We start from the raw sequence: 25,919 nt of genomic DNA, 5'->3' as shown, positions 1-25,919 counted from the left end.
GACTAGAGTGGCCCTGTCCATCACAAGGAGTCCACATCACCATGATTACCTGCTTCATCCGTTACGAAATCGACCCCATCCAGAAAGAGGCCTTCCGCCGCTACGCGGAAAACTGGGGCCGCATCATTCCTCGGCTGGGCGGACGCCTGCTCGGCTACTTCCTGCCGCACGAGGGCACGAATTACGAGGCTTGGGGCCTGGTCGGCTTCGACAGCCTGGCCGCCTACGAGGCCTACCGCGCTCGCCTGAGGCAGGACGAGGAAGCGTGTGCCAACTTCACTTTCGCGCGCGAAAGCAGATTCATCCTGCGCGAGGAACGCAGTTTCACTGAACTGGTGGAAGGCACTTTCCAGTCGGAGCCGCAGCGATGATCGCCGTGATCTTCGAAGTCGATCCGGACCCGGCGCACCGCCAGGAATATCTCGGTACCGCAGCCGCGCTGCGCGCCGAACTGGAGGCCATCGACGGCTTCATCTCCGTCGAGCGCTTCGAATCCCTGAGCCGGCCGGGCAGGCTACTGTCTCTGTCGTTCTGGCGCGACGAGGAGGCGGTGCGGCGCTGGCGCACCCAGGCCGCGCACCGGGAAGCGCAGGCGCGCGGGCGGCAGGGCGTGTTCCGCGGCTACCGCCTGCGCGTGGCCGAGGTCGTGCGCGACTATGGCCTGCACGACCGCGAGCAGGCGCCGTCGCTTACCTGGAACCTATCCCAGTAGGCCGGAGTCGCTCCTGACGCGCCTGGCAAGCGGGTGCTGCGTTGCTCGTCGTTGCATGGCTCGCCATGCGGCCTCCTCGCGCCTTGCCCGCACTTGCAATGCATCGTCATGAGCTTCCCCCCGCCTACCGGGAAAGGTTCTTAGGACGATAGATGGCGCAGAGCTTGTGGCCGTCGGGATCGCGGACGTAAGCGAGATACATCTTCCCGATGCTGCCTTCGCGCAAGCCCGGCGGCTCTTCGATCGAGGTGCCGCCCTGCGCGACCGCGGTGTCATGGAACTTCTGCACCTGTTCCGGCGAATCGCATTTGAAGCCGATGGTGCCGCCGTTGGCAAAGGTGGCGTCTTCGCCGTTGATGGGCTCGGTAATGCAGAAGGTGCTGCCGTTGTGGCGGTAGAAGAGCCGCGTATGGCCGCTGCCGGCGGTGTCGCGGAAGGGCTCGCCGGCACCGAGCGTGCCGAGCACGGCATCGTAGAAGCGTTTCGAGCGTTCCAGGTCGTTCGACCCGAGCATCACGTGATTCAGCATGCATGTCTCCTTTGATGAGCGAAGGCCCACATCATAGCGCGGCCCGTCGGCTCAGTCCCTGATCTCGGCCTCGACCAGCTTCGCCAGCAGTTCCAGCGACTCCTGCCAGCCCAGATAGCAGGCTTCCGCCGGAATCATGGCCGGAATCCCTTCCTGGCGGATCTTGACCTCGACGCCGCAGAACACTTCGCGCAGCTGCACCGTGGTCTGCATCCGGCCAGGCAGGTTCGGATCGTCGAATTCGGCCGAGTAGCGCAGGCGCTGGCCCGGCGCGAGTTCCAGGTATTCGCCGCCGAAGGTATGGCTGTGGCCGGTAGTGAAATTGGTGAAGGACATCCGGTAGCGGCCGCCGACCCGGACGTCCATCTCGTGGACGGTGCCGATGAAGCCATGCGGCGGCAGCCATTTGGCGAAGGCGGCGGCGGTGGTGAAGGCGCGGTAGACGCGGTCGGCGCTGGATTTCAGGACACGGTGCAGCTCGACGGTGTTGGTGGTCATGATAGCTTCCTTATCGTTGGTGGCAGAGGACATCCCTCCGATGGTACGACGAACGAGGCCCGGCAGATTCGACATGCTAGAGTAAGTCCATGTCCAGCTCCCGACAATATCCCGTGACGCCGGATGGACGTTATTTCGTCGTCGATGGCCGGCTTTGGCGCACGAGCAATCCTGCGCTGGCGCCGGAACTCAGGCAGGAATGGGTCGACAGGCTGATGAAGGCGCGCCGCCAGGTCGGCGTCGCGAAGAAGGTCGGCGACGTGGCGGCCGAACGCGGCGCCCGCCGCGACGTCGACGAAGCCAAGCGCGCACTGGGCGAACGCGGACCGGTGTGGTGGACGGACGGCGCGCCGGATTTCAATCGCAGGATGGTGGCGAACACGCCATACGCGGACTGGTATGCGGCCTTGCCGGACGCCCTTGAAAGGCGGCCCGGTACGCTGGGATAGAATGGCGGGATGACCCAAGCTCCACAGACCGCACCGCGCGCCCCGATCCGCCTCGCTTCCCAATTGCTGACCTGCCTGGTCTTCTGCCTGATCGCCGCCCCCATCATCTGGTTCGGCCGGCCGCATCCGCTGGAACTGTTCAGCCGTCCGCTTGGGCCGCTGACCCAGCTGCTGGTCGGCCAGGTGCTGGCGCTGCTCGCCGCCAGCGTGTCATGGCTGCTGTTCCGCATGACCGCCAACTCGGCCTCCAGCGCCCGCACCATCGAGAGCTATGCCAAGCTCGACCTGGGCGGCCTGAACCCGCTGTGGATCAGCATCGCCGCCGCGATCGGCGAAGAGATGCTGTTCCGCGCGGCCCTGCAGCCGCTGCTGGGCGTGTGGATCGTCTCGCTGCTGTTCCTGGTCACGCACGTGCCGGTGTACCGCTTCCGCAAGCTGGATGGCGCCGCGCTGGCGCAGGCGGCCGGCGTGTTCGTCGGCAGCGTGGTGCTGGGCTTCGTGTTCCAGCGTGTCGGCCTGCTGGCTTCGATGCTGGTGCATGCGTGGATCGATATCGTGGGCTTGATGATCGTTCGAGCCGCGATTCGTTAGTAGGGTAGGCACCCCGCGCCCACGCGGACCTTATTTGCTCAGCAGGCGCATCGCCCGCTCCAGCCCATCTATCGTCACCGGAAACATCCGGTTATTCATGATCTGCTTGATGACGGCAATCGACTGCCGGTACTGCCACAGGCTTTCCGGCTCAGGATTCAGCCAGGCGAATTTCGGGAAGGCGTTGCAGAAGCGCGCCAGCCATTCGGCGCCCGCTTCCTCGTTGTTGTATTCGCTTGATCCGCCCGGGGCCAGCACCTCGTAGGGACTCATGGTGGCGTCGCCGACGAAGATCACGCGGGTATCGGGCGGGTATTTGCGCAGCACCTCCCAGGTCGGGAAGCGCTCCGAGCTGCGGCGCCGGTTGTTCTTCCACAGGTAGTCGTAGACGCAGTTGTGGAAGTAGAAGAACTCCATGTTCTTGAATTCGGTCTTCGCCGCCGAGAACAGTTCCTCGGTGCGCTCGATGTGGTCGTCCATGGTACCGCCGACGTCCAGCAGCATCAGCACCTTGATGCGGTTCTTGCGCTCGGGCTGCATCTTGATGTCGAGCCAGCCGGCGTTGTTGGCGGTCGAGCGGATCGTGTCGTCCAGCGCCAGTTCTTCGGCGGCACCTAGGCGGGCGAAGCGGCGCAGGCGGCGCAGCGCCACCTTGATGTTGCGGACGCCCAGTTCGCGCTCGCCATCGTAGTCCTTGTATTCGCGCTGCTCCCACACTTTCACGGCGCTGCGGTTCCTGCTCTTGCCGCCGATGCGGATTCCTTCCGGATTGGTGCCGCCGTTGCCGAAGGGGGAGGTGCCGCCGGTGCCTATCCATTTGTTCCCGCCCTCGTGGCGCTCTTTCTGCTCCTTCAGCAGCTCGGCCAGGCGGTTCATCAATTTGTCGTAGCCGAGCTTCTGCAGCTCGGCCTTCTGCTCCGGCGTCAGCTCGCGCTCCAGGCGCTTGATCAGCCAGTCGAGCGGGATGTCGGCTTTGGTGTCGAACACCGTCTCGATGCCCTTGAAATAGGCGCCGAAGGCCTTGTCGAACTTGTCGAAGTGGGCTTCGTCCTTCACCAGCACCAGGCGCGACAGGTAATAAAACTCGTCGAGCGAGGGCGCGATCACCTGTTTTTCCAGCGCTTCGAGCAGCGTCAGGAATTCCTTGATCGTGACCGGCACCCTGGCGTCGCGCAGGGTGAAGAAGAAATCAATCAGCATGCCTGCTCAGCCGGTAGTGCAGCTGCGACTTGATCTCGGGCCACTCGCCGCGCAGGATGCTGTACATGACCGTGTCGCGCACGGTGCCGTCGCGGCGCGGCCCGTGGTGGCGGAGTACGCCATCCTTCTTTGCGCCGAGGCGCTCGATCGCCGCCTGCGAGGCGTGGTTGAAGTTATCGGTGCGCAGGCCGACCACCGCGCAGCCGAGCATGTCGAAGGCATGCGAGAGCAGCATCAGCTTGCAGCTGGTGTTGACGTGGCTGCGCTGGCGGCTCTTCGCATACCAGGTGTAGCCGATCTCGACGCGGTCGATGGCCGCGACGATGTCGTGGTAGCTGGTCGAGCCGATCACGGCACCGGTCGGCACGTCGATCACGGCGAAGGCGCGCCGGTTGTCCATCTCCAGCGCGGTGCGGATGTACTGTTCCGTCTCGTCCGGCGCCGGAACCGAGGTGATGCGCAGGTTCCACAATTCTCCGTCCGCGGCGGCGGCGCGCAGGCCGTCGACGTGGTGCAGGGCCAGCGGCTCCAGCCGCACGCCGTTGAATTCGAGGGTGGCGGGATCGACGCGGATCATCGGTTGTGCCTCGCCATCGCCACCAGGCGCTCGAACAGGTGGACGTCCTGCTCGTTCTTCAGGAGCGCGCCGTGCAGCGGCGGCACGATGGTCCGGGAGTCCCCGCTGCGCAGGGCCTCGAGCGGGATGTCCTCGGCCAGCAGGAGCTTGAGCCAGTCGAGGAATTCGGAGGTCGACGGCTTCTTCTTCAGGCCCGCCACCTCGCGCAGCTGGTAGAAGTTCTCCAGCGCGGCGGCCAGCAGTTCCTGCTTCAGGTTCGGATAGTGGACGTTGACGATGTCCGCCATCGTCTCGCGGTCCGGGAACTTGATGTAGTGGAAGAAGCAGCGGCGCAGGAAGGCGTCCGGCAGCTCCTTCTCGTTGTTCGAGGTGATGATCACCAGCGGACGGTGCCTGGCCACCACCATCTCGCGCGTTTCGTAGACGTAGAACTCCATGCGGTCGAGTTCGCGCAGCAGGTCGTTCGGGAATTCGATGTCGGCCTTGTCGATCTCGTCGATCAGCAGCACCACCGGCTCGGGCGCCGTGAAGGCCTGCCACAGCACGCCCTTGACGATGTAGTTGTGGATGTCGCGCACGCGCTCGTCGCCCAGCTGGGAATCGCGCAGGCGCGAGACGGCGTCGTATTCGTACAGGCCCTGCTGCGCCTTGGTGGTCGATTTGATGTGCCACTGCAGCAGCGGCATGTCGAGCGCCGCGGCCACTTCTTCGGCCAGCATGGTCTTGCCGGTGCCGGGCTCGCCCTTGATCAGCAGCGGGCGGGCCAGGGTGAGGGCGGCGTTCACGGCCAGTTTCAGGTCATCGGTGGCGACGTAGGTGTCGCTGCCTTCGAAACGTTGGGTTGCGTGCATGGGACGTTCAAGGTGATGGGGAAGTGACATCGAGTATATGACAGTTGCATCGCCACCGCTGAATTGTTGCTTTGTAGACTGAGCCATATTCTTCATATAGAATCGGCTATTCGTAGTACATTTGCTAAGTTTTTGAGCAGTTGCGGTATACAATTCAACCATACGATTGTGCAATCATGAGAAAACCATTAGCTGTACTGTTGCTTGCCGCCGCCGGAGCCGTGATGGCCAGTGCAGCCGGCGCCGCAGAGATCGTCGCCAACCCGAAAGCCGCACCGAACAAGATTGAGCAATGTATCGGTTGCCACGGCATCCCCGAGTACAAGACCGCCTTCCCCGAGGTCTACCAGGTGCCGATGATCGGCGGCCAGTCCGCCAAATACATCGAAGCCGCGCTGCAAGCCTACAAGAAGGGCGACCGCAAGCATCCGCAAATGACGCCGACCGCCAGGGTGCTGTCGGACCAGGACATCGCCGACATCGCCGCGTACTATTCGCAGCAGTCGGCCGCCACGCCCACCAAATGAGCCGGGGACGCCATGAATAAACTGATCCTAGCCCTGTCCAGCGCCGCGGCACTGATGGTGTCCGCGTCCGCCTTCGCCAGCGGCGATACCGCGCGCGGCGCCGAACTGGCCAAGAAATACAACTGCGCCTCCTGCCACGGCGCCGACTACAAGAGCCCGATCGACCCGAGCTATCCGAAGCTGGCCGGCCAGCATGCCGACTACCTGGTGCATGCGCTCACCGCCTACCAGCGCGGCGACAAGGTCATGAATGGCCGTAACAATCCGATCATGGCCGGCATGGCCCAGCCGCTGTCGGACCGCGACAAGGCCGATATCGCCGCCTACCTGCAAAGCCTTCCGGGGCCGCTGGTCGTTCGCAAATAAGCGCTGCCAAGTAAACTAGCGGTCTCTCTGGTCCGCCGGCCCATGCCGGCGGACTTTGTTTTTTGGCGCTGCCGCTCACCGCGTGGCCGACGACAAGCTGGATTGAACTTGTTTCAGCGGACGCGCTTGCGCACGCAGTCGATATAGGCTTCCGCATCCGGCGGCAGCCCGCTGCGCTGCGAGGTCCACATCATCTCGCCCAGGCACTCCATGATGTCGTGGTGCGCATCGTGCTCGCCGATGCGGGCCGCAAGGGCATCGTGGGCCGCCTTGATGCCGCGCGGCTGGTCGATCGAGACCTGTTCGGCGATCGACAGGTGCATCGACAGGTGCAGGAAGGGATTCGGCTGGCCGCCTTCGACCGAGTAGTCGCGCGCCACGGCCTCGTCGGCGTCGAGCAGGGCGTCGTGGTATTCCGGATGCTGGTCGATCCAGTCGGCCGCGATCGCATCCATCGGGGTCAGGATTTCGTTGGCGCGGCGCTTGCGCCAGGCTTCGCAGAAGAAGCGGCGCACATCGTTGGAGGAGGGGGTGAACATGGTGGGGTCGCAGAAAGGAAAGCAGGCGCCATTGTAGCGCGCCTGCTTTTCTCGCGTTTGCCGGCTCAGGGAGCGGCGGTTGGCGGTGGCGCCACCGGCGCCGCCGGTTTCGCCGGGCGGCACTCGGCGTGCAGTTTCGCCAGCAGCGCCTCGGCCTGCGGCTTTTCCTCGCGCGCGGCATGCCATTCGGCCATGTAGGAGGTCGCCATGCAGGTGCGCGCATGCGCGGCCTGCTTGTCCTTGGCGGCGATCTCGAGCAGGCCGGCCTGGTCCAGTTTGCCGAGGTAGAAGTCGGCGATCGGCGCCGGCCAGTCGTCGTTGCGCTGCTTTTTCACGCTGGCGGCCAGTTCGGTCTTCGCCAGCTCGGCCTGGCCCTTGCGCACGCGGGCGTTGTACAGCCACAGCGGGCCGAAGCGCTCGGCAGGCAGCTGGTCGAGGGCGGCGCGCAGCTTCGGGATCGCCTCGTCGACTTTCCCGTGCAGCATCTGCTGGCGTCCGAAATTGAGGTTGGCGTTCGGCTGGCCGGCCGCGGCGGCTTTTTCCAGCCAGGACTGGGCCTGTTTAGGGTCGCGCGGGGCGCCGCGGCCGGTGTTGAGCATATAGGCCAGCGCGTATTGGGCGTCGGCATTGCCGCCGTCGGCCTCCTGCAGCATCCACGGTTCGAGGCCGGTGCGGCGCGAGAACACGTCGCCGCCGAGGTAGGCGATGTAGAGCTTGCGCTGGCTCATCGCGAACAATACGCGGTGGGCGCGCAGGAAATCCTGGCCCAGCAGGAGCTCGGCCTCGAGCTGGCTCTGGACGTCGACGATGCTGAGCTCCGCGCCGCCGATGGTCTCGCCGCCGATCTGCACCGACTTGACCGGCGCGGTCCAGTGCGAGGCGCGGTCCGAGCCGACGCCGCCGGTATCGCCCAGCCGCGTCACGTCCGCAGCCTTGACGTCGATGCCGAGCTTCTTGGCGCCCCTCAGTGTCAGGAAGCTGTTGGCCGCGCCGGTATCGATCATGGCGTCCAGCTCCTTGCCGTTGACGAGCACCGTGAAGTGCGGATTCGGGCTGTCGCTGCGGCTGAACTCGAAGGGCAGGACGACCGTCTCTTCCTTCCAGTAGTTGAGCGGGGTGTCGCGGTCGCAGTTCTGCGGGCGGAAGAACTTCATGTGCTTGGCGCGCAGGTCGAATTCCATGTCGGCCTGCAGCAGGAAAGGCGCGCCGACCAGGGCGTCGAAAGCCGGCGTGAAGGTGGTCTCGCCGATCACGTACAGGTCCAGGCGCTTCCTGGAACTCTTCACCGGGCCGATCGCGAATTCGCCGATGCGGGCCGCGTACAGCCGCGAGCTGCCGCCGATGCCTTCGACGTAGCGTCCCGTCATGTGCATGACCAGGTCGCGCTTGGCGACGGCGTTCATGGTCAGCTGGGTGTCGAAGGCGCCGGTGTCGACCAGCATGACCGCGGGCGCGCCGTCGATCACGCCGTCGACCGCCGGCACCAGGCCCTGGCCGACATACTTGAGCGGCATGTCGGCGACCTCGACATAGGTACAGCGCGGAGCGTCGCCGGCGCGGGCCAGCGGATTCAGGAGCAGTGCGCAGGCCAGTGGCAGCAGGGCACGTTTCAGCGGCATCATTATTGTCTTTCTGTTGAGGAGCAATGCTGGTGATTCTACTGCGCAAGTTTGTAAATATTGCAAGAAAAAAATGCAAAAAGGCAAGTGCGCCGATAAAACGACGTACTTGCCTTCCAGGTTGTTGCTTTTGCGCTACTTTTGATTACTCTTTGTCGCGCGCAAGCACCAATTGAGAACTTCCCACCGCATCGGCGATCGCCTTGCTGGCAGCGACCACCACCTTGTTGCTGGCGTTGGCGGACTGCCTATTGCCTGGCTGAACGTTGCCGGCATTTCCCGTGTTGCCACTACCGCCATTCCCGCCATTGCCGCGCCGCTCGTGCGGCTGGCGCAGGTAGCGCGAGCTGTGGCGGCGTTCGCCCTGGCCGTTGGACGGCCAGGTGAGGAAGCGCGACAGTTCCTGCAGCGCACGCTGGTAGACATCGCGCTTGAACTCGATGACCACGTCCAGCGGCACCCAGTAGTCGTGCCAGCGCCAGGCATCGAATTCGGGGTGGTCGGTCAGGCGCAGGTTGACGTCATTGTCGCGGGCGACCATGCGCAACAGGAACCAGATCTGCTTCTGGCCACGATAGTGACCACGCACTTCGCGCTTGATGAAGTGATCCGGGACCTCATAGCGCAGCCAGTCGCGGGTGCGACCCACGATCTTGACGTGCTCCTGGCGCAGGCCGATCTCTTCCTCGAGCTCGCGGTACATCGCCTGTTCCGGCGTCTCGCCGTATTTGATACCCCCTTGCGGAAACTGCCACGAGTGCTCGCGCACCCGTTTGCCCCACCACACCTCGTTGTTGGCGTTCAGCAGGATGATGCCGACGTTGGGGCGAAACCCTTCACGATCGAGCATGATTCACCTCGAAACTTTCTGCCAGCTTTTGCTCTTGTCTCTTGTATTTTTACTTACAGCTCAGGTGCCTCTGCCGTTAACTCGCGTCGGAACAACGGCATGCACCACTTCTTTCAGAGCCATTTGTATAAAGATTGGATGCATCGGCCAGCTAATCCTTTAAAATTAGGTTGATTATAACCCTCTCTTTTTAAAAAGAATTCATCGATATGCGTGCCTCTCGATTTTTTATTTCAACGCTCAAAGAAGCGCCTTCCGACGCCGAGATCGTCAGCCACAAGCTGATGATGCGGGCCGGGATGATCAAGCGCCTCGGCTCCGGCATCTATACCTACATGCCGCTGGGCCTGCGTGTGATCCGCAAGGTCGAGGCCATCATCCGTGAAGAAATGAACAAGGCCGGCGGTATCGAGCTGCTGATGCCGCTGGTGCAGCCGGCCGAACTGTGGCAAGAGACGGGCCGCTGGGACAAGATGGGGCCTGAACTGCTGCGCCTCAAGGACCGCCATGGCCGCGACTTCGCCCTGCAGCCGACCTCGGAAGAAGTCGTGACCGACGTGGTGCGCACCGAGATCAAGAGCTACCGCCAGCTGCCGGTGAACTTCTATCACGTCCAGACCAAGTTCCGCGACGAGCGCCGTCCGCGCTTCGGCCTGATGCGCGGCCGCGAGTTCACCATGAAGGATGCCTATTCCTTCGACCGCGACGTCGAGGGCATGCAGGTCTCCTACCAGACCATGTTCGACGCCTACGTGAAGATCTTCACCCGCTTCGGCCTGAAGTTCCGCGCGGTGGCGGCGGACAACGGCGCCATCGGCGGCACCGGCTCGCACGAATTCCACGTGATCGCCAGCACCGGCGAGGACGCGCTGGTCTACTGCCCGACCTCCGATTACGCCGCGAATATGGAAGCGGCCGAGGCACTGCCGCTGATCGCTGCGCGCGCCGCCGCAACCCAGCCGCTGACCAAGGTCTCCACGCCCAACACCACCAAGTGCGAAGGCGTGGCCAAGCTGCTCGGCATCCCGCTGGAACAGAACGTCAAGTCGATCGCGCTGACGGTCGAAAAGGAAGATGGGACCAAGGAAAACTGGCTGCTGCTGCTGCGCGCCGACCATGAGCTGAACGAAGTCAAGGTGTCGAAGGTTCCGGGCCTGAAGGATTTCCGCTTCGCCAGCGAAGCCGAAATCCAGGAAGCCTACGGCACCGTGCCGGGCTACCTCGGTCCGATCAATACGAAGCAGCCGGTCAAGGTCGTGGCCGACCGCACCGTCGCCAACATGGCCGATTTCGTCTGCGGCGCCAACGAGGCCGATTACCACCTGAGCGGCGCCAACTGGGGCCGCGACGTCGCCGAGCCGATCGTCGCCGACCTGCGCAACGTGGTCGAAGGCGACGCTTCGCCGGACGGCAAGGGCGTGCTGGCGATCGAGCGCGGCATCGAAGTGGGCCACGTATTCCAGCTCGGTACCGCCTACTCCGCCGCGATGAACTGCGTCTACCTGGACGAAAAGGGCCAGCCGGTACCGATGCAGATGGGCTGCTACGGCATCGGCGTGACCCGCATCCTGGGCGCGGCGATCGAGCAGAACTTCGACGACAAGGGCATCGTCTGGCCGGACGCGATCGCACCCTTCGAGCTGGTGCTGTGCCCGATGGGCTACGACCGCAGCGAACTGGTGAAGGCGGAGACCGACCGCCTGTACGCCGAACTGCAGGCGGCCGGCATCGACGTCATCGTCGACGACCGCGGCCTGCGTCCGGGCGCCATGTTCGCCGACTGGGAACTGGTGGGCGTGCCGCACCGCGTGGTGATCGGCGAGCGCGGTCTCAAGGAAGGCAACCTGGAATACCAGGGCCGCCGCGATGCCGAAGCGAGCTCCGTGCCCGCCGCCGACATGGTCGCCTTCGTCAAAGGCAAACTGGCCAAGTGATGCCGGCCCGTTTTGCAAGCCGGGCTTCGGCCTGGCTCGGCTCCATGCTTGCTGCCGCTGCACTGATGAGCAGCGGCGCGGCTTACGCCGGCAACCAGAAGGAAGAAGCGCTGGCCGATTCGGTCCGGCTGGCGCTCGAACGGGCGATCCGCGACGGGCGCCCGCCGAAACCGGTGTTCCGCGACGCCGCCGCCCAGGGGCGCTACCGGCAGTGGTTCGACGCGATGTCGGCGCGCCTGAAGCGCCGCCTGCCGGACGACCAGGTCCGCACCGAGTTCCTCGAGTCGGCCTGGTACGAAGCGACCCGCGCCGGCCTCGATCCGGGGCTGGTGCTGGGCCTGATCCAGGTGGAGTCGGCCTACCGCAAGTACGCGGTGTCGATCGTCGGCGCGCGCGGCTACATGCAGGTGATGCCGTTCTGGACCAGGGTGATCGGCGACTCCAACCGCCGCGCCCTGTTCGACATGCAGACCAACCTGCGCTACGGCTGCTCGATCCTGCGCATGTACATCGACATGGAAGGCGGCAACCTGTATCTGGCGCTGGGCCGCTACAACGGCAGCCGCGGCCGGCCGGAGTATCCGAATGCGGTGCTGGCGGCGTGGAAGAATTGGGAGTTCAAGCCGGCGGCCGCGACGGCCATCGCGTTGAACTGATTCGCATGTGATTGCGTGGGCGGTCTCCACCCGCGCTCACGCCCGTAATGCATCCACCAATTGCTGCGCATGCCGCGGCAAATCATCGAAACTGCGCACGCAAATCGCCAGCTGCCGCAGCGCCCACGCATCCGCCAGCTCCAGCACCGCGATCGTCATCGTCTGCGCGCAGCGCCGCGCCGCCGGTTCGGGCACGATGCCGATCCCGACCCCTGCCTCCACCATCCTGCAGACCGCCTCGAGGCCGCGCAGGCGCACCCGCGTATGCAGCGTGCGCCCGAGACGCCGCGCCTGCAGCTCCAGGTAGCTGGACAGGGCGCTGTCGCCGGCCAGGCCGACCTGGTCGAAATCGGCCAGGCGCGCGAAGGCCACCGGGCGGCCGTCCGGCGACAGCACCTCCGCCAGCGCCGGCGTGGCCACCGCCACCAGGCGGTCGGTGCGGAAGGGGAAGCTCTCCAGCTGCGAGAGGTCGACCGCGTCCGACAGGATGCCGAGGTCCGCTGCGCCTTCACGCACAGCCTTCGCCACCTCGTGGCTGGCGCGCTCTTCGAGTTCGACGTCGACGTGGGCGTGGCGCGCCAAAAAGCCGGCCAGTGCGTCCGGCAGGTACTCGCTCAGCGAGGCCGTATTGCACAGCAGCCGCACCGTGCCCTTCAGGCCCTGGGCATGGTCGCCCAGCTCGGCGCGCATGCGCTCCAGCTGCTGGAACACCAGGCGCGCATGCCTCACCAGGGCCTCGCCGGCCGGCGTCGGACTCACCCCGCGCCGTCCGCGCAGCAGCAGCGGCACCCCCAGCGTTTCCTCCATGCTGTGGATGCGCTCGCTGCAGGAAGCCAGCGACAGGTGGGCGCGCGCGGCGCCGCCGGTGATGCTGCCGGCTTCCACCACGTGCAGGAACAGCTGCATGTCGACCAGGTCAAATCTCATAGCCTCTCTCGTTTAGCCTTCGGAATTTCCGAAGGCTCATTGCGGTAATCCCTCATTCTGCAAGCGCCCGGGATGGGGCAGAATTCCAGGCATGGACGCTCTGCTTTCCATCTTACACGCACATGAAGCCTTCGATTTGACCTTGATTTCCCTGGTGTTCCTGCTCGCCGGCCTGGTCCAGGGTGTGGCCGGACTCGGTCTGCCGACGGTCGTGGTCGGCCTGCTGGGGATGATGATGGCGCCGCGCGACGCAGCCGCTTTAGTGGTCGTGCCTTCGCTGGTGACGAATGCCTGGCAAGTGGCGGCAGGTCCCTCGGCGGGGCCGCTCGCGCGCCGCCTGTGGCCGATGCTGGCCGGAATCGCCGCCGGCACCCTCGTCGGCGGCATGCTGCTGCCGGCCAGCGCTTCCGCGGATGCGGTGGCGGCCCTGGGCGGCGCCCTGATGATGGTGGCGGCGGCCGGCCTGGCGTCCTTCACGCTGCACGTGCCGCCCAGCGGCGAGCGCGCGGCCTCGCCCGTGGTGGGCCTCGTCACCGGCGCGGTCACGGCCGCCACCGGCGTGTTCGTGATCCCGGCCGTGCCTTATCTGCGGGGATTGCGTCTCGAACGTGAGCTGCTGGCACAGGCGCTGGGCATGGCCTTCACCACCTCGACCGTCGCGCTGGCGGCCTCGCTGCTGCTGGCCGGGCAGTTCGAACTGCGCGAGGCCGGCCTGTCCTTCTGTGCGCTGCTGCCGGCGCTGGGCGGCATGGCGATCGGCCGGCGGATCCGCGGACGCATCCGTCCCGAACCCTTCCGCCGCTGCTACTTCATCGGCCTGCTCGGGCTCGGCCTGTATTTGATGCTGCGTCCCTTCCTCGGATAGACTGCTTGCTTTCTTCATCAGGGAGCAAGCAGACATGCGATTCACCCCCTTCGCCGCCGCCATGCTGATGGCCTGCGGCGGCGCCGTGCTGACGGGCTGCGCCGGCGCGCCGCCCGCGACCAGCGCCGCCACCATGCAGGCCCGTGACATCGACCGCGCCCGCAACGTGATCTTCTTCCTCGGCGACGGCATGGGCATCAACACCCTGACCGCCGCCCGCATCTACGCGGTGGGGGAAAGCGGCGAGCTGACCATCGACACGCTGCCCGAATCGGCCTTCGTGAAGACCTACTCGAACGATGCCCAGGTGACCGACAGCGCGGCCTCGATGTCGGCCTATATGACCGGGGTGAAGCAGAACAATGGCGTGATCTCGATGTCGTCCGACACCCGCGCGATGGCGCCGGCGGCGGATGGCGCCAGCCGCTGTGAGAACGGCCAGCCGGTGCCGACCCTGCTGGAACTGGCCAAGGCGCGCGGCCTCGCCACCGGCATCGTCACCATGACCAGCGTCACCGACGCCACCCCGGCCGCCACCTATGCCCACGCCTGCCACCGCAAACTGCAGAACCAGATCGCGGCGATGATGGTGCCGGGCGGCGCCGGCTACAACACGGCGCTGGGCGGCGGCATCGACCTGGTCGTCGGCGGCGGCGCCCAGTACTTCAAGCCGGCGGCCGGCGGCGGCAAGCGCCTTGACGGCCGCAACCTGCTGGCCGAGCTGCAGGCGCGTGGCTACCGCACGGCCTTCGATGCCGCGAGCCTCAAGGCGCTGGCGCCATCAAGCCTGCCGACCATCGCCCTGTTCGCGCAGGACGACCTGGCCTACGACGCCGAGCGCGATCCGGCGCGCCAGCCCAGCCTGGCCGAGATGACGCGCAAGGCGGTCTCGCTGCTGGGCCAGCGCAGTGCGCAGGGCGGCAATCAAGGCTTCTTCCTGATGGTGGAGGGCGGCCTGATCGACCACGCGCTGCACGCCACCCGCGCCAAGCGCGCGCTGCAGGAAACCGCGGCCTTCGACGCCGCGCTGAAAGCCGCGATCGACGAAGTACAAAAGACCGATCCGGGCCTGAAGCACACCCTGATCGTTGCCACCGCCGACCATGACCACACACTGCTGATCAACGGTTATTCGCCGCGCAGCGGCAAGACCACGCCGGACAATCCGGGTGTGCTGGGCCTGGTGCGCAGCCTCCCGGACGGCAAGGTCAAGCTGGACAAGGACGGCGCGCCCTACACCATCCTCGGCTTCGGCACCGGCGAGCACCGGGTGCAGGGCAGCCGCGCCTCGCAGGCCGGCCTCACGGACGCCATCGTCAGCGCCGACGACTACCACCAGGAAGCGGCGGTGCGCATGAAGTCCGAGACCCATGGCGGCGCCGACGTCTACCTGGGCGCGGTGGGTGCGGGCGCCGAGGTCTTCCGCGGCACCATCGACAACACCCGCGTGTTCACCCTGATCAAAGRGGCGGCCGGCTGGTAAGGCGCGCAAGGAGATTCACATGAAAGCAATCCGCACCTGCGCGCTGCTGCTGGCAGCCGCATTCCAGACCCAGGCCTTCGCGCAGAATTTGGCCGCACCCCAGGCGAAGAACATCATCTTCTTCCTCGGCGACGGCATGGGCCCGACCACGATCACGGCCGCGCGCATCTATAAATACAAGGAAGAGGGGCTGCTGAACTTCGAGCGCCTGGACCGCACCGCGCGCATCAAGACCTACTCGAACGACGCGATGGTGACCGACAGCGCGCCTTCGATGGGCGCCTACATGACCGGCGTGAAAATCAATAACGACGTGATCTCGCGCAAGGATGCCAAGCCGCAGTCGCCGGGCAAGGACGCCAACGGCAACCCGAGCGTGGACCGCTGCGGCGAGAACAATGGCAGCGCGCCGATGACCATCCTCGAACTCGCCAAGGCCGCCGGCCGCTCGGTGGGCGCGATCACCACCACCGAGCTGACCCACGCGACCCCGGCCTCGACCTTTTCCCATGTCTGCAACCGCAACACGGTCTATACCATCGCGCAGCAGATCGTGCCCGGCGGCGCCGGCTACAACGAGAGGCTGAAGGACGGCGTCGACGTCCTGATGGGCGGCGGCCGGCCTTTCTTCACGCCCTACGATGCGAAGGCCAACCCGAAGGGCCGCGCGGACGGGCGCGACCTGCTGGCCGAGCTGGAGTCCCGCGGCTACTTCGTGGCGGCCACCCGCGGCGACATGATGTCGGCCCTGCCGAACCGGAAGTTCGTGGGTATTTACGCCGACAGCCACCTCGACTACGCCACCGTGCGCAAGCCCACCCAGCCGACCCTGGCCGAGATGACCAGCAAATCGATCGAGCTGCTGTCGAAGAACCCGAAGGGCTTTTTCCTGATGGTCGAAGGCGGCAAGATCGACCACGCGCTGCACGACTCGAACGCGAAGAACGCGCTGGAGGAGGTGGTCGACTTCGACAACGCGATCCAGGCCGCGCTGGACCGCATGCGGAGCATCGACCCCGGCCTGGAGCACACCCTGATCGTGGTGACGGCCGACCATGACCACACGATGGTGATGAACGGCTATCCGAAGCGCGGCAACCCGATCCTCGGCATCGTGCGCGACGTCGCGACCGGCCAGCCGGCGCTGGATGCGGACGGCAAGACCTACACGACCCTGGTCTACGGCGGCGGCCCGAATCGCCAGGAGCTGCGCAGCGACGTCGACGACGCCCGCGCCCAGGCCCTGGACTACCGCCAGGAGGCCGGCGTGCGCCTGCCAGGCGAGGGACATGGCGGCGGGGATGTGAAGCTGTATGCGGTGGGGGCGGGATCGGCGCCGTTCAAGGGCACGATCGAGAATACGCGGGTGTTCGATCTGATGAAGGCGGCTGCGGGGCTGTAGCGACCACCGCATATATAAACAAAAAGCCCCGGCAAAAACCAGGGCTTTTCATCTTGGTATCCGGCCAGCGGGGCGGCCTGTCGTCGTTTTTATTTGAGGTGATCGGAGATCAGCTTGGTCATCTCGAACATCGATACCTGGGCCTTGCCACCGAAGACGGCTTTCAGCTTGTCGTCGGCGTTGATCATGCGGCGGTTTGCGGCGTCCTGCAGGTTCTGGGCCTTGATGTAGTCCCAGACTTTCTTGGTGACTTCAGTACGCGGCAGCGGCTTGGCGCCGACCACTGCGGCCAGGGTCGCCGACGGGGTCATCTCTTTCATGAATGCGGCGTTGGGCTTGCGTGCTGCTGCCGGCTTCGCTGCTGCTTTCGGTGCTGCTGCTTTGGCAGGAGCTGCCTTCTTTGCTGCAGGCTTCGCCGCTGCAGCCGGTTTTGCAGCGGCCTTCTTGGCGGGCGCTGCGGTGGTTTTTTTGGCTGTTGCCATCTTCGAGCCTCCTAAACGGAACACGTGGAAAATTGCGCAATAAATCGCACCGGCTTATATTGGTAGGGTTTTAGTGTTCGTGCAAGTCTTTTTCGAAATTTTTTCATTCTTATAAGCCCCAAAATGGCAGATCGTGCCAGCCGCGCCGCTCCAGAGTGAAAAATGGGCTCCGCAAGAGGCAAAAAAGCCGTGCGGAGCGGCTGCCACGCACGGCTTTCGACAGGTCCCGAAAGGGACGGACGGTCAGCGCATTCCGGGCATCATGCCCTTCATCCCGCGCATCATCTTCATCAGGCCACCGCCTTTGAGCTTCTTCATCATCGTGTTCATCTGATCGTACTGCGTCAGCATGCGGTTCACTTCCTGCACCTGAACGCCGGCGCCGGCGGCGATGCGGCGCTTGCGGTTGGCCTTGATCAGTTCCGGCTTGGCGCGTTCCTGCGGGGTCATCGAGTCGATGATGCCGCACATGCGGCGCACCTGCTTTTCGGCCTGGTCCATGTTGGCGCCGCTTGCCGCCTGCTGGAACTGGGCCGGGAGCTTGTCCAGCAGTCCGGCCATGCCGCCCATCTTCTTCATCTGGGTCAGCTGGGCCTTGAAGTCGTTCATGTCGAACTTACCGCCCGACTTGATCTTGTTGGCCATGTCGGCCGCGGCCTGCATGTCCACACCTTTGCGCGCTTCCTCGACCAGGGCCAGGATGTCGCCCATGCCCAGCACCCGGTTGGCCATGCGGGCCGGATCGAAGGCTTCCAGGCCGTCCAGCTTTTCGGACACGCCGGCGAACTTGATCGGCTTGCCGGTCACGTGGCGCACCGACAGCGCCGCGCCGCCGCGCGAGTCGCCATCGAGCTTGGTCAGGATCACGCCGGTCAGCGGCAGCGCCTCGTTGAAGGCCTTGGCGGTGTTGATCGCATCCTGGCCGACCATGGCGTCGACCACGAACAGGGTCTCGATCGGCTTGACGGCGGCGTGCACCGCGGCGATCTCCTGCATCATCGCCTCGTCGATCGCCAGGCGGCCGGCGGTGTCGATGATCAGGACGTCGTGGTAGTGCTTCTTGGCCCAGTCCAGCGCGGCCAGGGCGATGTCGACCGGCTTGTCGTTGGCGGTAGACGGGAAGAAGTCGGCGCCGACCTGCTTGGTGACGGACTCCAGCTGCGCGATCGCGGCGGGGCGGTACACGTCGGCGGAGACGGTCAGCACCTTCTTCTTCTGCTCTTTCAGGTACTTGGCCAGTTTGCCGGTGGTGGTGGTCTTACCCACACCCTGCAGGCCGGCCATCAGGATGATCGCCGGCGGCTGCTGGGCGAACGAGAGCTGGGACGCCTCGGGGCCGAGGTCGGCGCCCATCAGGGCCGCCAGCTCCTTCTGCACCACGCCGACCAGGGCCTGGCCGGGGGAGAGCGAGCCGATGACCTCTTCGCCCAGCGCTTTTTCCTTCACTTTGGCGATGAATTCGCGGACTGCCGGCAGCGCCACGTCCGCCTCGAGCAGGGCCAGGCGCACTTCGCGCAGCATCTCGGCGGTGTTCGATTCGGTCAGGCGCGCCTCGCCGCGCATCGTCTTGACGACCTTGGCAAGGCGTTGGGTCAGGTTATCCAGCATGGTTGTGTTCTACCTATCTACCTAGATTGTGTTTGGGCGCAAACCGCCATTCTACCGCATGTATGGCCATGTTTTTGATGGTCAAGACCTTGCCCTGGCGATCCGCAAGCGAAAAAGTCAAGGCCCTGCGTTGATACTTGGTAGGCGGATTTGTGAATTTCTGAGTAAGCAACTGTACTGTTTGACAATGTATTGCTCTACGTTATAGCCTCGTTGCCATTGCAAGTTCGCAGTTCATTGAAGCAGACCATAACGGAGAGACAGCAATGACAGTAAAAGCGTTCGGCAAGACCATTCTCATCGCCTCCCTGCTGGCTGCGGGCGGCGCCCAGGCCCAGGAAGTCGTCCGGCTCGGCAACCTCAAGTTCGCCCACTATGGCGCGGTGTCATATATAAAGGAGATCGCACCGAAGTGCGGCATCAAGGTCGAGGAGCGCGTGTTCGCCAAGGGCCTGGATGTGATGCAGGCCATCATCGCCGGCGAGATCGACGTCGGCACCACGGCCTCGGAAGCGGCGATCTCCGGCCGCGCCGGCAATGCGCCTATTTATGTCGTCGCCGGCTTCGCCAAGGGCGGCGCGCGCCTGGTGGCGGGGCAGGGCAGCAATATCAAGAGCGTCAAGGACCTGAAGGGCAAGAAGGTGGGCGTGACCCGCGGCGGCATCCAGGAAGTGCTCTTGATGGCCGAGCTGCAGAAGGTGGGCCTCACCGCCGACGCCGCGCCGGGCAAGGATGTGCAGCTGGTGTTCCTGGCCTACGCCGACCTGAACCAGGCGCTGCTGGGCAAGAACATCGACGCCATGATGCAGTCCGAACCGCAATCCTCGCAGGCCATCAACAAGGGCTTCGGCACCGAGATCATCAAGCCTTACGACACCCCGATCGGCGAACCGGTGCGTACCATGGTGATGACCGAGAAGTTCTACACCACCAAGCGTCCGCTGGCCGAGAAATTCATGCGCTGCTTCGTGCAGGCCACCAGCACCTTCATCAAGGATCCGGCGCTGGCCGAAAAGTACGTGCGCGACGTCGTGTTCAAGGGCCAGATCACCAGCGACGATTTCCGCGATGCGATGGATAACGCGTCCTACACCTACGACATCACGCCGGAGCACATCCAGACCACGACCGACATCATGTACAAGACCGGCGTCGGCCGCATGGCCAAACCGCCCGCGGCCAGGGAGTGGGTCAAGACCGACCTGCTGGACGAGGCCAAGAAGGGCCTGGGTGTCAAGTAATCACCACGCGTGAGCGGGGAGAGCGGGATGGCAAAAAGAAGCTGGCAGGACATCGCCGTCGGCCTGGTGGTGCCGATCATGGCGATCGGGATCTGGCAGTGGGTGGCGGGCATGGGATGGGTCAACGCGAACATCCTGCCGTCGCCGCTGGCGGTGTGGAACAAGTGGGTGGCTTATCTGCTGCCGCTGCAGGATTTCAAGACCTGGCACGAGAACAAGCCTGATGGCGCTTGGTGGGCGTGGGCGCTGTCGGGAGAGTTGATCATCGATTCGCTCGGCAGCCTGTACCGGGTGTTGGTCGGCTTCGCGGTCGGCGCCGGCCTGGCCCTGCCGCTCGGCCTGGCGATGGGCGCCAGCCGCATCGTGTACGCCTGGATGAATCCGCTGGTGCAGCTGCTGCGCCCGATTCCGCCGATCGCCTACATCCCGCTGTCGATCCTGTGGTTCGGGCTGGGCAATCCGCCGGCCATCTTCCTGATCGCGATCGGCGCCTTCTTTCCGGTGCTGATGAATACCATCGCCGGGGTGCGCCAGGTCGACGGCATCTACCTGCGCGCCGCCCGCAACCTCGGCGCCGGCGGCGCCACCATGTTCCTGCGCGTGATCCTGCCGGCTGCCGTGCCGTATATCCTGACCGGCATGCGGATCGGCGTCGGCACCGCCTTCATCGTGGTGATCGTGTCCGAGATGATCGCGGTGAACAACGGCCTGGGTTTCCGCATCCTCGAGGCGCGCGAGTACTTCTGGTCGGACAAGATCATCGCCGGCATGATCACCATCGGCCTCCTCGGCCTGGCGATCGACTGGGCCATGAATCGCCTGAACAACCACCTGCTGCGCTGGCACCGCGGCCTGGAGCACTGAATGGGGAGCACCGAGTGAGCGCGCATATCGTCATTGATCAGGTCAGCAAGGTGTTCGAAACCGACGGCCGCCGCTTGGTCGCGCTGGAGAACATCGGCCTCGAGATCCGGCGCGGCCAGTTCGTCTGCCTGCTCGGCCCGTCCGGCTGCGGCAAGTCGACCCTGCTGAACGCGATCGCCGGCTTCGCCCCGCCGACCGCAGGCCGGATCCTGGCCGACGGYGCCCCGGTGGCCGGACCCGGACCGGAACGCGGCATGGTGTTCCAGGAATACGCGCTGTTCCCGTGGATGACGGTCGAGCAGAACGTCGGCTTCGGCCTCGAGATCAAGGGCATGGCCAGGCCCGCCGTCGCGGCGCGCGTGGCCGAGCTCCTGAAACTGCTGTCGCTGGAAGACTTCGGCAGGCGCTATCCGAAGGACCTGTCGGGCGGCATGCGCCAGCGGGTCGCGATCGCGCGCGTGCTGGCGCTGGATTCGCCGATCATGCTGATGGATGAACCCTTCGGCGCCCTCGACGCGCTGACCCGCCGCAACCTGCAGGACGAGCTGCTGCGCATCTGGGCCGAGCTGAAGAAGACCGTCATCTTCGTCACCCACAGCATCGAGGAAGCGATCTACCTGGCCGACCGCATCGTCGTGATGACCTACCGGCCGGGCACGGTCAAGCGCGACATGGCGATCGACCTGCCGCGCATGCGCGACCCGGCCGCGCCCGAGTTCAATGCGCTCAAGCGCGAACTGGGGCAGCTCGTCATGGAAGAGCAGCAGCGGCATCATGAGGCGGAGATGAGGTCGGCGGCTGTCGACTAAGTGTTTAYTAGTAACGTCGTTCCAGCGAAGGCGGGAATCCAAGTTAAGCTAGCGTTCTGCAAACAAACCTGGACCCCCGCCTTCGCGGGGGCGACGGTGATGACTTCTCGGGGCCGACGGTGATGACTTCGCGGGGGCGACGGTGATGACTTCTCGGGGCCGACGGTGATGACTTCGCGGGAGACGACGGTGGTAACGATCCGGATAGTGTAAACTCGCCCCATGCAAACCACCTTATTCATTGCCGCGGCCATCCTGTACGCGGTGTGTGCCCTGCTGCCGGCGCGGCGGGGTTTCGTCGTGTCCGGCGTGACCGCGCTGGCGTGGGCGCTGCATGGCGCCGCGCTGTGGCCGGACATGCTGGCCCACGGTGCGCTGCGCGTCGGCTTCGCCTTCATGCTGTCGGCCGCCTTGTGGATTTCGGTGGCGGCCTGGTGGATCGAGAACCGCAATTTCGCGCTCGACGGCATGCGCCGCATGGTGATGCCGTGCGCGGCGGTCGCCGCCCTGTTGCCGCCGCTGTTCCCGGGCAGCCTCATCTCGCTGAGCGAACAGTCCCAGACGCCGGCCTTCGGCTGGCACGTCGCGGTCGCCATCATGGCCTACAGCACGCTCACCATCGCCGCCTTCCATGCCGTGCTGATGGCGCTGCAGGAAACCCGCCTGCACACCCGCAACGCGAAGAAGGGCTGGCTGGGCGCCGCCATCGACCAGCTGCCGGCCCTGCTGACCATGGAAAAGCTGCTGTTCCGGATGATCGGCATCGGCTTCGTGCTGCTCAGCCTGACCGTCCTGTCGGGCATCGTGTTCTCCGAACAGCTGTTCGGGCGCGCGCTGCGCTGGGACCACAAAAATATATTCGCGCTGCTGTCGTGGCTGCTGTTCGCCGCGCTGCTGGCCGGACGCCGCTGGCGCGGCTGGCGCGGCAAGACCGCGCTGCGCTTCACGCTGGCGGGATTCGCTACCCTGGCGCTGGCCTATGTCGGCAGCCGTTTTGTCCTTGAAGTCGTTCTGCACCGGGGGTTCGTATGACGCGACTGTTATTCTGGATTGCGCTCATCATCCTGGTGGTGATGGCGGTACGCAGCAAACTGCGGGCGGCGGTGGCCGCGCGCACCTATCAMCCGCAGCCGGGGCAGGGGCCCGACATGTCCGCCGCCGGCGCGCCGGCCCGGCCGCAGGTCGAGGACTCCGAGCGCATGACCTCCTGCGCCCAATGCGGCATCTATTTCCCGGCCTCGGAATCGGTTCGTGAGGGCGGACGCGATTACTGCAGCCAGGCCCACGCGCGCCAGGCGGCCGCCTCCCGCATCGATTGAGGCGCATGGCGCCCTGGCAGCCCTTGTCCGCAGCGTCGCGGGAGACCTTCTGGCGCTCGCTGCAGACGCTCAACGCGACGCGCATCGTGATCGCGCTGGTGCTGCTGGTCTACCTGGCGGTCGATGCGCGCCATGGCCAGGGCTTCAGCCGGCTGGGCGGCGCGGTCTATGGCCAGACCTGCGTCGCCTACGTGCTGGCGGCCCTGCTGTTCGCCGGCATCACCCAGCGCTGGCGCCGCCGTTTCCTGTGGCAGCTGTGCTGCCAGATCCTGGTCGACATCACCGTCATCTCGCTGCTCTACCTGGCCGCCGGCGGCGCCCGCAGCGGACTCGGACTGCTCTACCTGTTCCCGCTGGCCGGCGCCGCGATCCTGGCGCCGCTGGTCCTGGCGCTGTTCTCGGCCTCGCTCGCGACCCTGTTCGTGCTGGCCGAAAGCACTTACCAGATCTTCATCAGCGACCAGGAGCCGCCGCTGTTCCAGGCCGGGATGACGGGCGCCGTCTTCTTTGCCGTGGTGCTGGTGGTGAGCCGGCTGGCGGCGCGCCTGATCGGGCAGGAAGAGCTGGCGGCCAGGCGCGGTGCCGACCTGCGGGTCCAGCAGGCGGTCAACCGCATCGTGGTCGACGATGCCGGCGACGGCATCCTGGTGGTGGGAAGCGACGGCTTCGTCTTTTCCGGCAACCCGGCGGCGCGCCGCATGCTCGGGCTGGACAGCGACAGCGACTTCCGCCTGGCCGACATCGCCGCGCTGGAACCGGTGGCGCAGGCCTTCCAGGCCTGGCTCGAGGCCGAACCGGCCGAAACCTACGTGACCGTCAAGCGCTGGCAGGACGCGGCCGGACCGGTGCGCGGCCGCCTCGACCAGCCGGTGCACCTGAAACTGCGTTTCGCGCGGGTCGACACCCCGGACGGCGAGGCCGAGCGCAGCGTGATTTTCATGCAGGACGTGAGCGCCATCGAGAACCAGGCGCAGCAGCTCAAGCTGGCCTCGATGGGCCGCCTGACGGCCAGCATCGCGCATGAGGTGAGGAATCCGCTGTCGGCGATCGGCCACGCGACCTCGCTGCTGGCCGAAGACCTGAGCGGACCGGCCGAGACCCGGCTGCTGCGCATCGTCGGCGACAACGTGGCGCGCGTGAACCGCATGGTCGAGGACATCCTGAAACTGTCGCGCAAGGTGCAGCCGGGCGCCGAGCCGGTGCCGCTCGGCGCCTTCCTGGCCGAGCTGAAGGCGGAGTTCACGGAAACCCATGGCCTGGCCGATCACATGATCTACATCGGCGACGCCGGCCCGCGCACCGTGCGCTTCGACGGCCTGCACCTGCGGGAAGTGCTGGTCAACCTGCTGGGCAATGCCGTACGCTATGCGAGCGGCAAGCCGGCCAGCATCCGCGTGTTCCCGGTGCTGGACGCCACCGGCCGCGTCGAGCTGCACGTGCAGGACGACGGTCCCGGCATCACGCCCGAGGTGAGAGCCCACCTGTTCGAGCCCTTCTATACCACCTCGAGCAAGGGCACCGGCCTGGGGCTCTACCTGGCGCGCGAGCTGTGCCTGAACAACGGCGCCATGCTCGACTACGAATACCGGGTCGATGGCCCCGCCGGCTTCGATGCGCCGGGACGCTTCGTGATCACCTTTACTATATAGAGTATGAGTTCTCCCCGCATCCTTGTAATCGACGACGAAGCCGACCTGCGCGAACTGCTCGAGATCACCCTGGTCAAGATGGGGCTGGACGTCGACAGCGCGTCCACCGTGCGCGAGGCGCGCGCGCTGCTGGGCCAGACCGAATACGCGCTGGTGCTGACCGACATGCGCCTGCCCGACGGCACCGGCCTGGAGCTGGTGCGCGAAGTCGCCGGCGCGGGGCGCGGCACGCCGATCGCCGTGATCACCGCCTACGGCAGCGCCGAGAACGCGGTAGTGGCGCTGAAGGCCGGCGCCTTCGATTATGTCTCCAAGCCGGTGGTGCTGGACGACCTGCGCACCATGGTGCGCTCGGCGCTGCGCCTGTCCGAAGCGCCGGCCGGGCAGCCGTCGGCCCCGGGAGAAGGGGAGGACGGGAGGAATTCGCGCCTGCTCGGCCGCTCGCAGGCGATGCAGGCGCTGCGCGCCCAGATCGGCCGGCTGGCGCGCTCGCAGGCGCCGATCGCCATCAACGGCGAATCCGGCAGCGGCAAGGAGCTGGCGGCGCGCGAGATCCACGCCCGGAGCGCGCGCGCCGGCAAGCCCTTCGTCGCCGTGAACTGCGGCGCGATTCCCGAAGCGCTGATGGAGGCCGAGTTCTTCGGCTACCGGAAAGGCGCCTTCACCGGCGCCACCGACGAGCGAGACGGCTTCTTCCAGGCCGCCAACGGCGGCACTCTGATGCTGGACGAGGTGGCCGACCTGCCGCTGGCGATGCAGGTCAAGCTGCTGCGCGCGATTCAGGAGCGGCGCGTGCGCAAGATCGGCGCCACCGCCGAGGAAGCGGTGGACGTGCGCATCATCAGCGCCACCCACAAGGATCTGGGAAGGCTGGTCGAGACCGGCCAGTTCCGCCAGGACCTGTTCTACCGCCTGAACGTGATCGAGCTGACCCTGCCGCCGCTGCGCGAACGCCTCGACGACCTGCCGCTGCTGACCGAGGCCATCCTCGCGCGCCTGGCAGGGCCGGGCAATGCGCGCCTCGGCGCCGGCGTGCTGGAAGCGCTGCAGGGTTATGCCTTTCCCGGCAATGTGCGCGAACTGGAGAATGTGCTGGAACGCGCGCTGGCCTTTGCCGACGACGGCGTGATCGAGGCCGGCGATCTGCTGCTGAAGGGCGCGCGTTTGCTCGATGCGGGAAGCGCCGCTGTGGTCCGCGAAACGGCGGCAGTGGAAGCGCCTGCGCAGCCGGCAGCGCAGGCCGCCATGCCGCCGGCCGCGGCGCCCGCCGCACCCGCTGCACCCGCCGCGCCGGCCCCGGCCGAGACGCCGTCCGGCATGCCGAGCCTGGGCGCCGGCGAGCTGCCCAGCAACCTGCCGGACTACCTCAGCC

General features: G+C 65.8%; 29 protein-coding genes. 18 read left to right on the top strand and 11 right to left on the bottom strand.

The window, feature by feature from the left end:
- Positions 1 to 41: 41 nt before the first annotated feature.
- A complete protein-coding gene (locus AC1DIX_RS04100; protein ID WP_441934605.1) occupies positions 42 to 371 on the top strand; it encodes an NIPSNAP family protein in 330 nt (109 codons plus the stop codon).
- Positions 368 to 712 carry an antibiotic biosynthesis monooxygenase family protein gene (locus tag AC1DIX_RS04095; RefSeq protein ID WP_477250834.1) on the top strand — a complete coding sequence of 115 codons (345 nt, stop codon included), beginning with the start codon at positions 368 to 370 and terminating at the stop codon, positions 710 to 712. The genes AC1DIX_RS04100 and AC1DIX_RS04095 overlap by 4 nt, the downstream gene beginning before the upstream one ends.
- A gap of 124 nt (positions 713 to 836) precedes the next feature.
- On the opposite strand, the gene AC1DIX_RS04090 is transcribed toward AC1DIX_RS04095, so the two are convergent.
- Positions 837 to 1,241, bottom strand: a complete 405-nt coding sequence (locus tag AC1DIX_RS04090; protein WP_441934609.1) for a VOC family protein — start codon at positions 1,239 to 1,241, stop codon at positions 837 to 839.
- Positions 1,242 to 1,292: 51 nt separating this feature from the next.
- Positions 1,293 to 1,739: an SRPBCC family protein gene (locus tag AC1DIX_RS04085; protein WP_477322187.1), complete on the bottom strand. Its 447-nt coding sequence runs from the start codon at positions 1,737 to 1,739 to the stop codon at positions 1,293 to 1,295.
- 89 nt (positions 1,740 to 1,828) lie between these two features.
- Between AC1DIX_RS04085 and AC1DIX_RS04080 the strand changes: the two genes are divergently transcribed.
- Positions 1,829 to 2,188 (top strand): hypothetical protein, encoded by a 360-nt coding sequence (locus AC1DIX_RS04080; RefSeq protein WP_477322185.1) that lies wholly within the window; start codon positions 1,829 to 1,831, stop codon positions 2,186 to 2,188.
- Positions 2,189 to 2,197: 9 nt separating this feature from the next.
- On the top strand, positions 2,198 to 2,779 hold the full coding sequence (locus tag AC1DIX_RS04075; protein ID WP_477322183.1) for a CPBP family glutamic-type intramembrane protease: 582 nt from the start codon (positions 2,198 to 2,200) through the stop codon (positions 2,777 to 2,779).
- 30 nt (positions 2,780 to 2,809) lie between these two features.
- On the opposite strand, the gene AC1DIX_RS04070 is transcribed toward AC1DIX_RS04075, so the two are convergent.
- Genes AC1DIX_RS04070 through AC1DIX_RS04060 form a run of 3 tightly spaced genes read right to left on the bottom strand, consistent with a single transcriptional unit; the run spans position 2,810 to position 5,407 of the window.
- Positions 2,810 to 3,979 carry a vWA domain-containing protein gene (locus AC1DIX_RS04070; RefSeq protein WP_477250830.1) on the bottom strand — a complete coding sequence of 390 codons (1,170 nt, stop codon included), beginning with the start codon at positions 3,977 to 3,979 and terminating at the stop codon, positions 2,810 to 2,812.
- Positions 3,969 to 4,556, bottom strand: coding sequence for a GNAT family N-acetyltransferase (locus AC1DIX_RS04065; RefSeq protein ID WP_441934619.1), 588 nt, complete (start codon positions 4,554 to 4,556; stop codon positions 3,969 to 3,971). Before AC1DIX_RS04065 ends, AC1DIX_RS04070 begins: the two co-directional genes overlap by 11 nt.
- Positions 4,553 to 5,407 (bottom strand): AAA family ATPase, encoded by an 855-nt coding sequence (locus AC1DIX_RS04060; protein WP_477322181.1) that lies wholly within the window; start codon positions 5,405 to 5,407, stop codon positions 4,553 to 4,555. Before AC1DIX_RS04060 ends, AC1DIX_RS04065 begins: the two co-directional genes overlap by 4 nt.
- 176 nt (positions 5,408 to 5,583) lie before the next feature.
- Between AC1DIX_RS04060 and AC1DIX_RS04055 the strand changes: the two genes are divergently transcribed.
- Both AC1DIX_RS04055 and AC1DIX_RS04050 read left to right on the top strand, forming a co-directional pair.
- A complete protein-coding gene (locus AC1DIX_RS04055; RefSeq protein WP_477322178.1) occupies positions 5,584 to 5,934 on the top strand; it encodes a c-type cytochrome in 351 nt (116 codons plus the stop codon).
- Between the two features lie 12 nt (positions 5,935 to 5,946).
- Positions 5,947 to 6,300, top strand: coding sequence for a c-type cytochrome (locus AC1DIX_RS04050; RefSeq protein WP_477322176.1), 354 nt, complete (start codon positions 5,947 to 5,949; stop codon positions 6,298 to 6,300).
- A 113-nt stretch (positions 6,301 to 6,413) separates the two neighbouring features.
- On the opposite strand, the gene AC1DIX_RS04045 is transcribed toward AC1DIX_RS04050, so the two are convergent.
- The 3 genes from AC1DIX_RS04045 to AC1DIX_RS04035 all read right to left on the bottom strand — a co-directional run bounded on the left by AC1DIX_RS04045 (position 6,414) and on the right by AC1DIX_RS04035 (position 9,308).
- Complete coding sequence (locus tag AC1DIX_RS04045) at positions 6,414 to 6,839, bottom strand: DUF1841 family protein (protein WP_441934627.1); 426 nt, start codon at positions 6,837 to 6,839, stop codon at positions 6,414 to 6,416.
- Positions 6,840 to 6,904: 65 nt separating this feature from the next.
- Positions 6,905 to 8,461, bottom strand: a complete 1,557-nt coding sequence (locus AC1DIX_RS04040; protein WP_477322174.1) for a retroviral-like aspartic protease family protein — start codon at positions 8,459 to 8,461, stop codon at positions 6,905 to 6,907.
- Positions 8,462 to 8,603: 142 nt separating this feature from the next.
- Positions 8,604 to 9,308, bottom strand: coding sequence for an RNA pyrophosphohydrolase (locus AC1DIX_RS04035; RefSeq protein ID WP_477250826.1), 705 nt, complete (start codon positions 9,306 to 9,308; stop codon positions 8,604 to 8,606).
- Positions 9,309 to 9,517: 209 nt separating this feature from the next.
- Between AC1DIX_RS04035 and AC1DIX_RS04030 the strand changes: the two genes are divergently transcribed.
- Both AC1DIX_RS04030 and AC1DIX_RS04025 read left to right on the top strand, forming a co-directional pair.
- Entirely contained in the window at positions 9,518 to 11,242 is a 1,725-nt protein-coding gene (locus tag AC1DIX_RS04030) for a proline--tRNA ligase (protein WP_441934633.1), read from the top strand.
- A 44-nt stretch (positions 11,243 to 11,286) separates the two neighbouring features.
- Positions 11,287 to 11,898 carry a lytic transglycosylase domain-containing protein gene (locus AC1DIX_RS04025; RefSeq protein WP_441934635.1) on the top strand — a complete coding sequence of 204 codons (612 nt, stop codon included), beginning with the start codon at positions 11,287 to 11,289 and terminating at the stop codon, positions 11,896 to 11,898.
- 36 nt (positions 11,899 to 11,934) lie between these two features.
- On the opposite strand, the gene AC1DIX_RS04020 is transcribed toward AC1DIX_RS04025, so the two are convergent.
- A complete protein-coding gene (locus tag AC1DIX_RS04020) occupies positions 11,935 to 12,825 on the bottom strand; it encodes a LysR family transcriptional regulator (RefSeq protein WP_477322172.1) in 891 nt (296 codons plus the stop codon).
- 91 nt (positions 12,826 to 12,916) lie between these two features.
- Between AC1DIX_RS04020 and AC1DIX_RS04015 the strand changes: the two genes are divergently transcribed.
- From AC1DIX_RS04015 to AC1DIX_RS04005, 3 genes are read left to right on the top strand one after another with little or no spacing between them, the layout of a single operon-like run.
- Positions 12,917 to 13,690 carry a sulfite exporter TauE/SafE family protein gene (locus AC1DIX_RS04015; protein ID WP_477322170.1) on the top strand — a complete coding sequence of 258 codons (774 nt, stop codon included), beginning with the start codon at positions 12,917 to 12,919 and terminating at the stop codon, positions 13,688 to 13,690.
- Positions 13,691 to 13,724: 34 nt separating this feature from the next.
- Positions 13,725 to 15,173 (top strand): alkaline phosphatase, encoded by a 1,449-nt coding sequence (locus tag AC1DIX_RS04010; RefSeq protein WP_477322168.1) that lies wholly within the window; start codon positions 13,725 to 13,727, stop codon positions 15,171 to 15,173.
- A 19-nt stretch (positions 15,174 to 15,192) separates the two neighbouring features.
- Positions 15,193 to 16,575, top strand: a complete 1,383-nt coding sequence (locus tag AC1DIX_RS04005) for an alkaline phosphatase (protein ID WP_477322166.1) — start codon at positions 15,193 to 15,195, stop codon at positions 16,573 to 16,575.
- Between the two features lie 89 nt (positions 16,576 to 16,664).
- Here AC1DIX_RS04005 and AC1DIX_RS04000 read toward each other — a convergent pair whose 3' ends face one another.
- Positions 16,665 to 17,057 carry an SWIB/MDM2 domain-containing protein gene (locus AC1DIX_RS04000; protein WP_441934644.1) on the bottom strand — a complete coding sequence of 131 codons (393 nt, stop codon included), beginning with the start codon at positions 17,055 to 17,057 and terminating at the stop codon, positions 16,665 to 16,667.
- A 243-nt stretch (positions 17,058 to 17,300) separates the two neighbouring features.
- Positions 17,301 to 18,665 (bottom strand): signal recognition particle protein, encoded by a 1,365-nt coding sequence (ffh, locus tag AC1DIX_RS03995; RefSeq protein ID WP_441934645.1) that lies wholly within the window; start codon positions 18,663 to 18,665, stop codon positions 17,301 to 17,303.
- A gap of 266 nt (positions 18,666 to 18,931) precedes the next feature.
- Between ffh and AC1DIX_RS03990 the strand changes: the two genes are divergently transcribed.
- From AC1DIX_RS03990 to AC1DIX_RS03960, 7 genes are all read left to right on the top strand, one after another.
- Positions 18,932 to 19,906, top strand: coding sequence for an ABC transporter substrate-binding protein (locus AC1DIX_RS03990; protein WP_441934646.1), 975 nt, complete (start codon positions 18,932 to 18,934; stop codon positions 19,904 to 19,906).
- A gap of 27 nt (positions 19,907 to 19,933) precedes the next feature.
- The gene (locus tag AC1DIX_RS03985; protein WP_477322164.1) at positions 19,934 to 20,770 is read left to right on the top strand and encodes an ABC transporter permease; all 837 of its coding nucleotides are present in this window, start codon (positions 19,934 to 19,936) and stop codon (positions 20,768 to 20,770) included.
- Positions 20,771 to 20,784: 14 nt separating this feature from the next.
- Entirely contained in the window at positions 20,785 to 21,579 is a 795-nt protein-coding gene (locus tag AC1DIX_RS03980; RefSeq protein ID WP_477322162.1) for an ABC transporter ATP-binding protein, read from the top strand.
- A 222-nt stretch (positions 21,580 to 21,801) separates the two neighbouring features.
- Positions 21,802 to 22,611 carry a cytochrome C assembly family protein gene (locus tag AC1DIX_RS03975; RefSeq protein WP_441934649.1) on the top strand — a complete coding sequence of 270 codons (810 nt, stop codon included), beginning with the start codon at positions 21,802 to 21,804 and terminating at the stop codon, positions 22,609 to 22,611.
- On the top strand, positions 22,608 to 22,898 hold the full coding sequence (locus AC1DIX_RS03970) for a PP0621 family protein (protein WP_477322160.1): 291 nt from the start codon (positions 22,608 to 22,610) through the stop codon (positions 22,896 to 22,898). The genes AC1DIX_RS03975 and AC1DIX_RS03970 overlap by 4 nt, the downstream gene beginning before the upstream one ends.
- Before the next feature lie 5 nt (positions 22,899 to 22,903).
- Positions 22,904 to 24,547, top strand: a complete 1,644-nt coding sequence (locus AC1DIX_RS03965; protein ID WP_441934651.1) for an ATP-binding protein — start codon at positions 22,904 to 22,906, stop codon at positions 24,545 to 24,547.
- A gap of 3 nt (positions 24,548 to 24,550) precedes the next feature.
- Positions 24,551 to 25,919 (top strand): sigma-54-dependent transcriptional regulator (locus tag AC1DIX_RS03960; protein ID WP_477322158.1); only part of this gene is annotated, 1,369 nt, incomplete at its 3' end.

Source organism: Massilia sp. 05N420 (assembly GCF_056397205.1).
Note: the sequence above shows the minus strand (reverse complement) of the source record. Positions and strands in the feature narration are given on the sequence as shown.

What these genes read in the sequence shown, in the direction of transcription:
- AC1DIX_RS04100 (WP_441934605.1), top strand. Translation starts at nt 42, where the DNA reads ATGATTACCTGCTTCATCCGTTACGAAATCGACCCCATCCAGAAAGAG.
- AC1DIX_RS04095 (WP_477250834.1), top strand. Translation starts at nt 368, where the DNA reads ATGATCGCCGTGATCTTCGAAGTCGATCCGGACCCGGCGCACCGCCAG.
- AC1DIX_RS04090 (WP_441934609.1), bottom strand. Translation starts at nt 1,241, where the DNA reads ATGCTGAATCACGTGATGCTCGGGTCGAACGACCTGGAACGCTCGAAA.
- AC1DIX_RS04085 (WP_477322187.1), bottom strand. Translation starts at nt 1,739, where the DNA reads ATGACCACCAACACCGTCGAGCTGCACCGTGTCCTGAAATCCAGCGCC.
- AC1DIX_RS04080 (WP_477322185.1), top strand. Translation starts at nt 1,829, where the DNA reads ATGTCCAGCTCCCGACAATATCCCGTGACGCCGGATGGACGTTATTTC.
- AC1DIX_RS04075 (WP_477322183.1), top strand. Translation starts at nt 2,198, where the DNA reads ATGACCCAAGCTCCACAGACCGCACCGCGCGCCCCGATCCGCCTCGCT.
- AC1DIX_RS04070 (WP_477250830.1), bottom strand. Translation starts at nt 3,979, where the DNA reads ATGCTGATTGATTTCTTCTTCACCCTGCGCGACGCCAGGGTGCCGGTC.
- AC1DIX_RS04065 (WP_441934619.1), bottom strand. Translation starts at nt 4,556, where the DNA reads ATGATCCGCGTCGATCCCGCCACCCTCGAATTCAACGGCGTGCGGCTG.
- AC1DIX_RS04060 (WP_477322181.1), bottom strand. Translation starts at nt 5,407, where the DNA reads ATGCACGCAACCCAACGTTTCGAAGGCAGCGACACCTACGTCGCCACC.
- AC1DIX_RS04055 (WP_477322178.1), top strand. Translation starts at nt 5,584, where the DNA reads ATGAGAAAACCATTAGCTGTACTGTTGCTTGCCGCCGCCGGAGCCGTG.
- AC1DIX_RS04050 (WP_477322176.1), top strand. Translation starts at nt 5,947, where the DNA reads ATGAATAAACTGATCCTAGCCCTGTCCAGCGCCGCGGCACTGATGGTG.
- AC1DIX_RS04045 (WP_441934627.1), bottom strand. Translation starts at nt 6,839, where the DNA reads ATGTTCACCCCCTCCTCCAACGATGTGCGCCGCTTCTTCTGCGAAGCC.
- AC1DIX_RS04040 (WP_477322174.1), bottom strand. Translation starts at nt 8,461, where the DNA reads ATGATGCCGCTGAAACGTGCCCTGCTGCCACTGGCCTGCGCACTGCTC.
- AC1DIX_RS04035 (WP_477250826.1), bottom strand. Translation starts at nt 9,308, where the DNA reads ATGCTCGATCGTGAAGGGTTTCGCCCCAACGTCGGCATCATCCTGCTG.
- AC1DIX_RS04030 (WP_441934633.1), top strand. Translation starts at nt 9,518, where the DNA reads ATGCGTGCCTCTCGATTTTTTATTTCAACGCTCAAAGAAGCGCCTTCC.
- AC1DIX_RS04025 (WP_441934635.1), top strand. Translation starts at nt 11,287, where the DNA reads ATGCTTGCTGCCGCTGCACTGATGAGCAGCGGCGCGGCTTACGCCGGC.
- AC1DIX_RS04020 (WP_477322172.1), bottom strand. Translation starts at nt 12,825, where the DNA reads ATGAGATTTGACCTGGTCGACATGCAGCTGTTCCTGCACGTGGTGGAA.
- AC1DIX_RS04015 (WP_477322170.1), top strand. Translation starts at nt 12,917, where the DNA reads ATGGACGCTCTGCTTTCCATCTTACACGCACATGAAGCCTTCGATTTG.
- AC1DIX_RS04005 (WP_477322166.1), top strand. Translation starts at nt 15,193, where the DNA reads ATGAAAGCAATCCGCACCTGCGCGCTGCTGCTGGCAGCCGCATTCCAG.
- AC1DIX_RS04000 (WP_441934644.1), bottom strand. Translation starts at nt 17,057, where the DNA reads ATGGCAACAGCCAAAAAAACCACCGCAGCGCCCGCCAAGAAGGCCGCT.
- ffh (WP_441934645.1), bottom strand. Translation starts at nt 18,665, where the DNA reads ATGCTGGATAACCTGACCCAACGCCTTGCCAAGGTCGTCAAGACGATG.
- AC1DIX_RS03990 (WP_441934646.1), top strand. Translation starts at nt 18,932, where the DNA reads ATGACAGTAAAAGCGTTCGGCAAGACCATTCTCATCGCCTCCCTGCTG.
- AC1DIX_RS03985 (WP_477322164.1), top strand. Translation starts at nt 19,934, where the DNA reads ATGGCAAAAAGAAGCTGGCAGGACATCGCCGTCGGCCTGGTGGTGCCG.
- AC1DIX_RS03975 (WP_441934649.1), top strand. Translation starts at nt 21,802, where the DNA reads ATGCAAACCACCTTATTCATTGCCGCGGCCATCCTGTACGCGGTGTGT.
- AC1DIX_RS03965 (WP_441934651.1), top strand. Translation starts at nt 22,904, where the DNA reads ATGGCGCCCTGGCAGCCCTTGTCCGCAGCGTCGCGGGAGACCTTCTGG.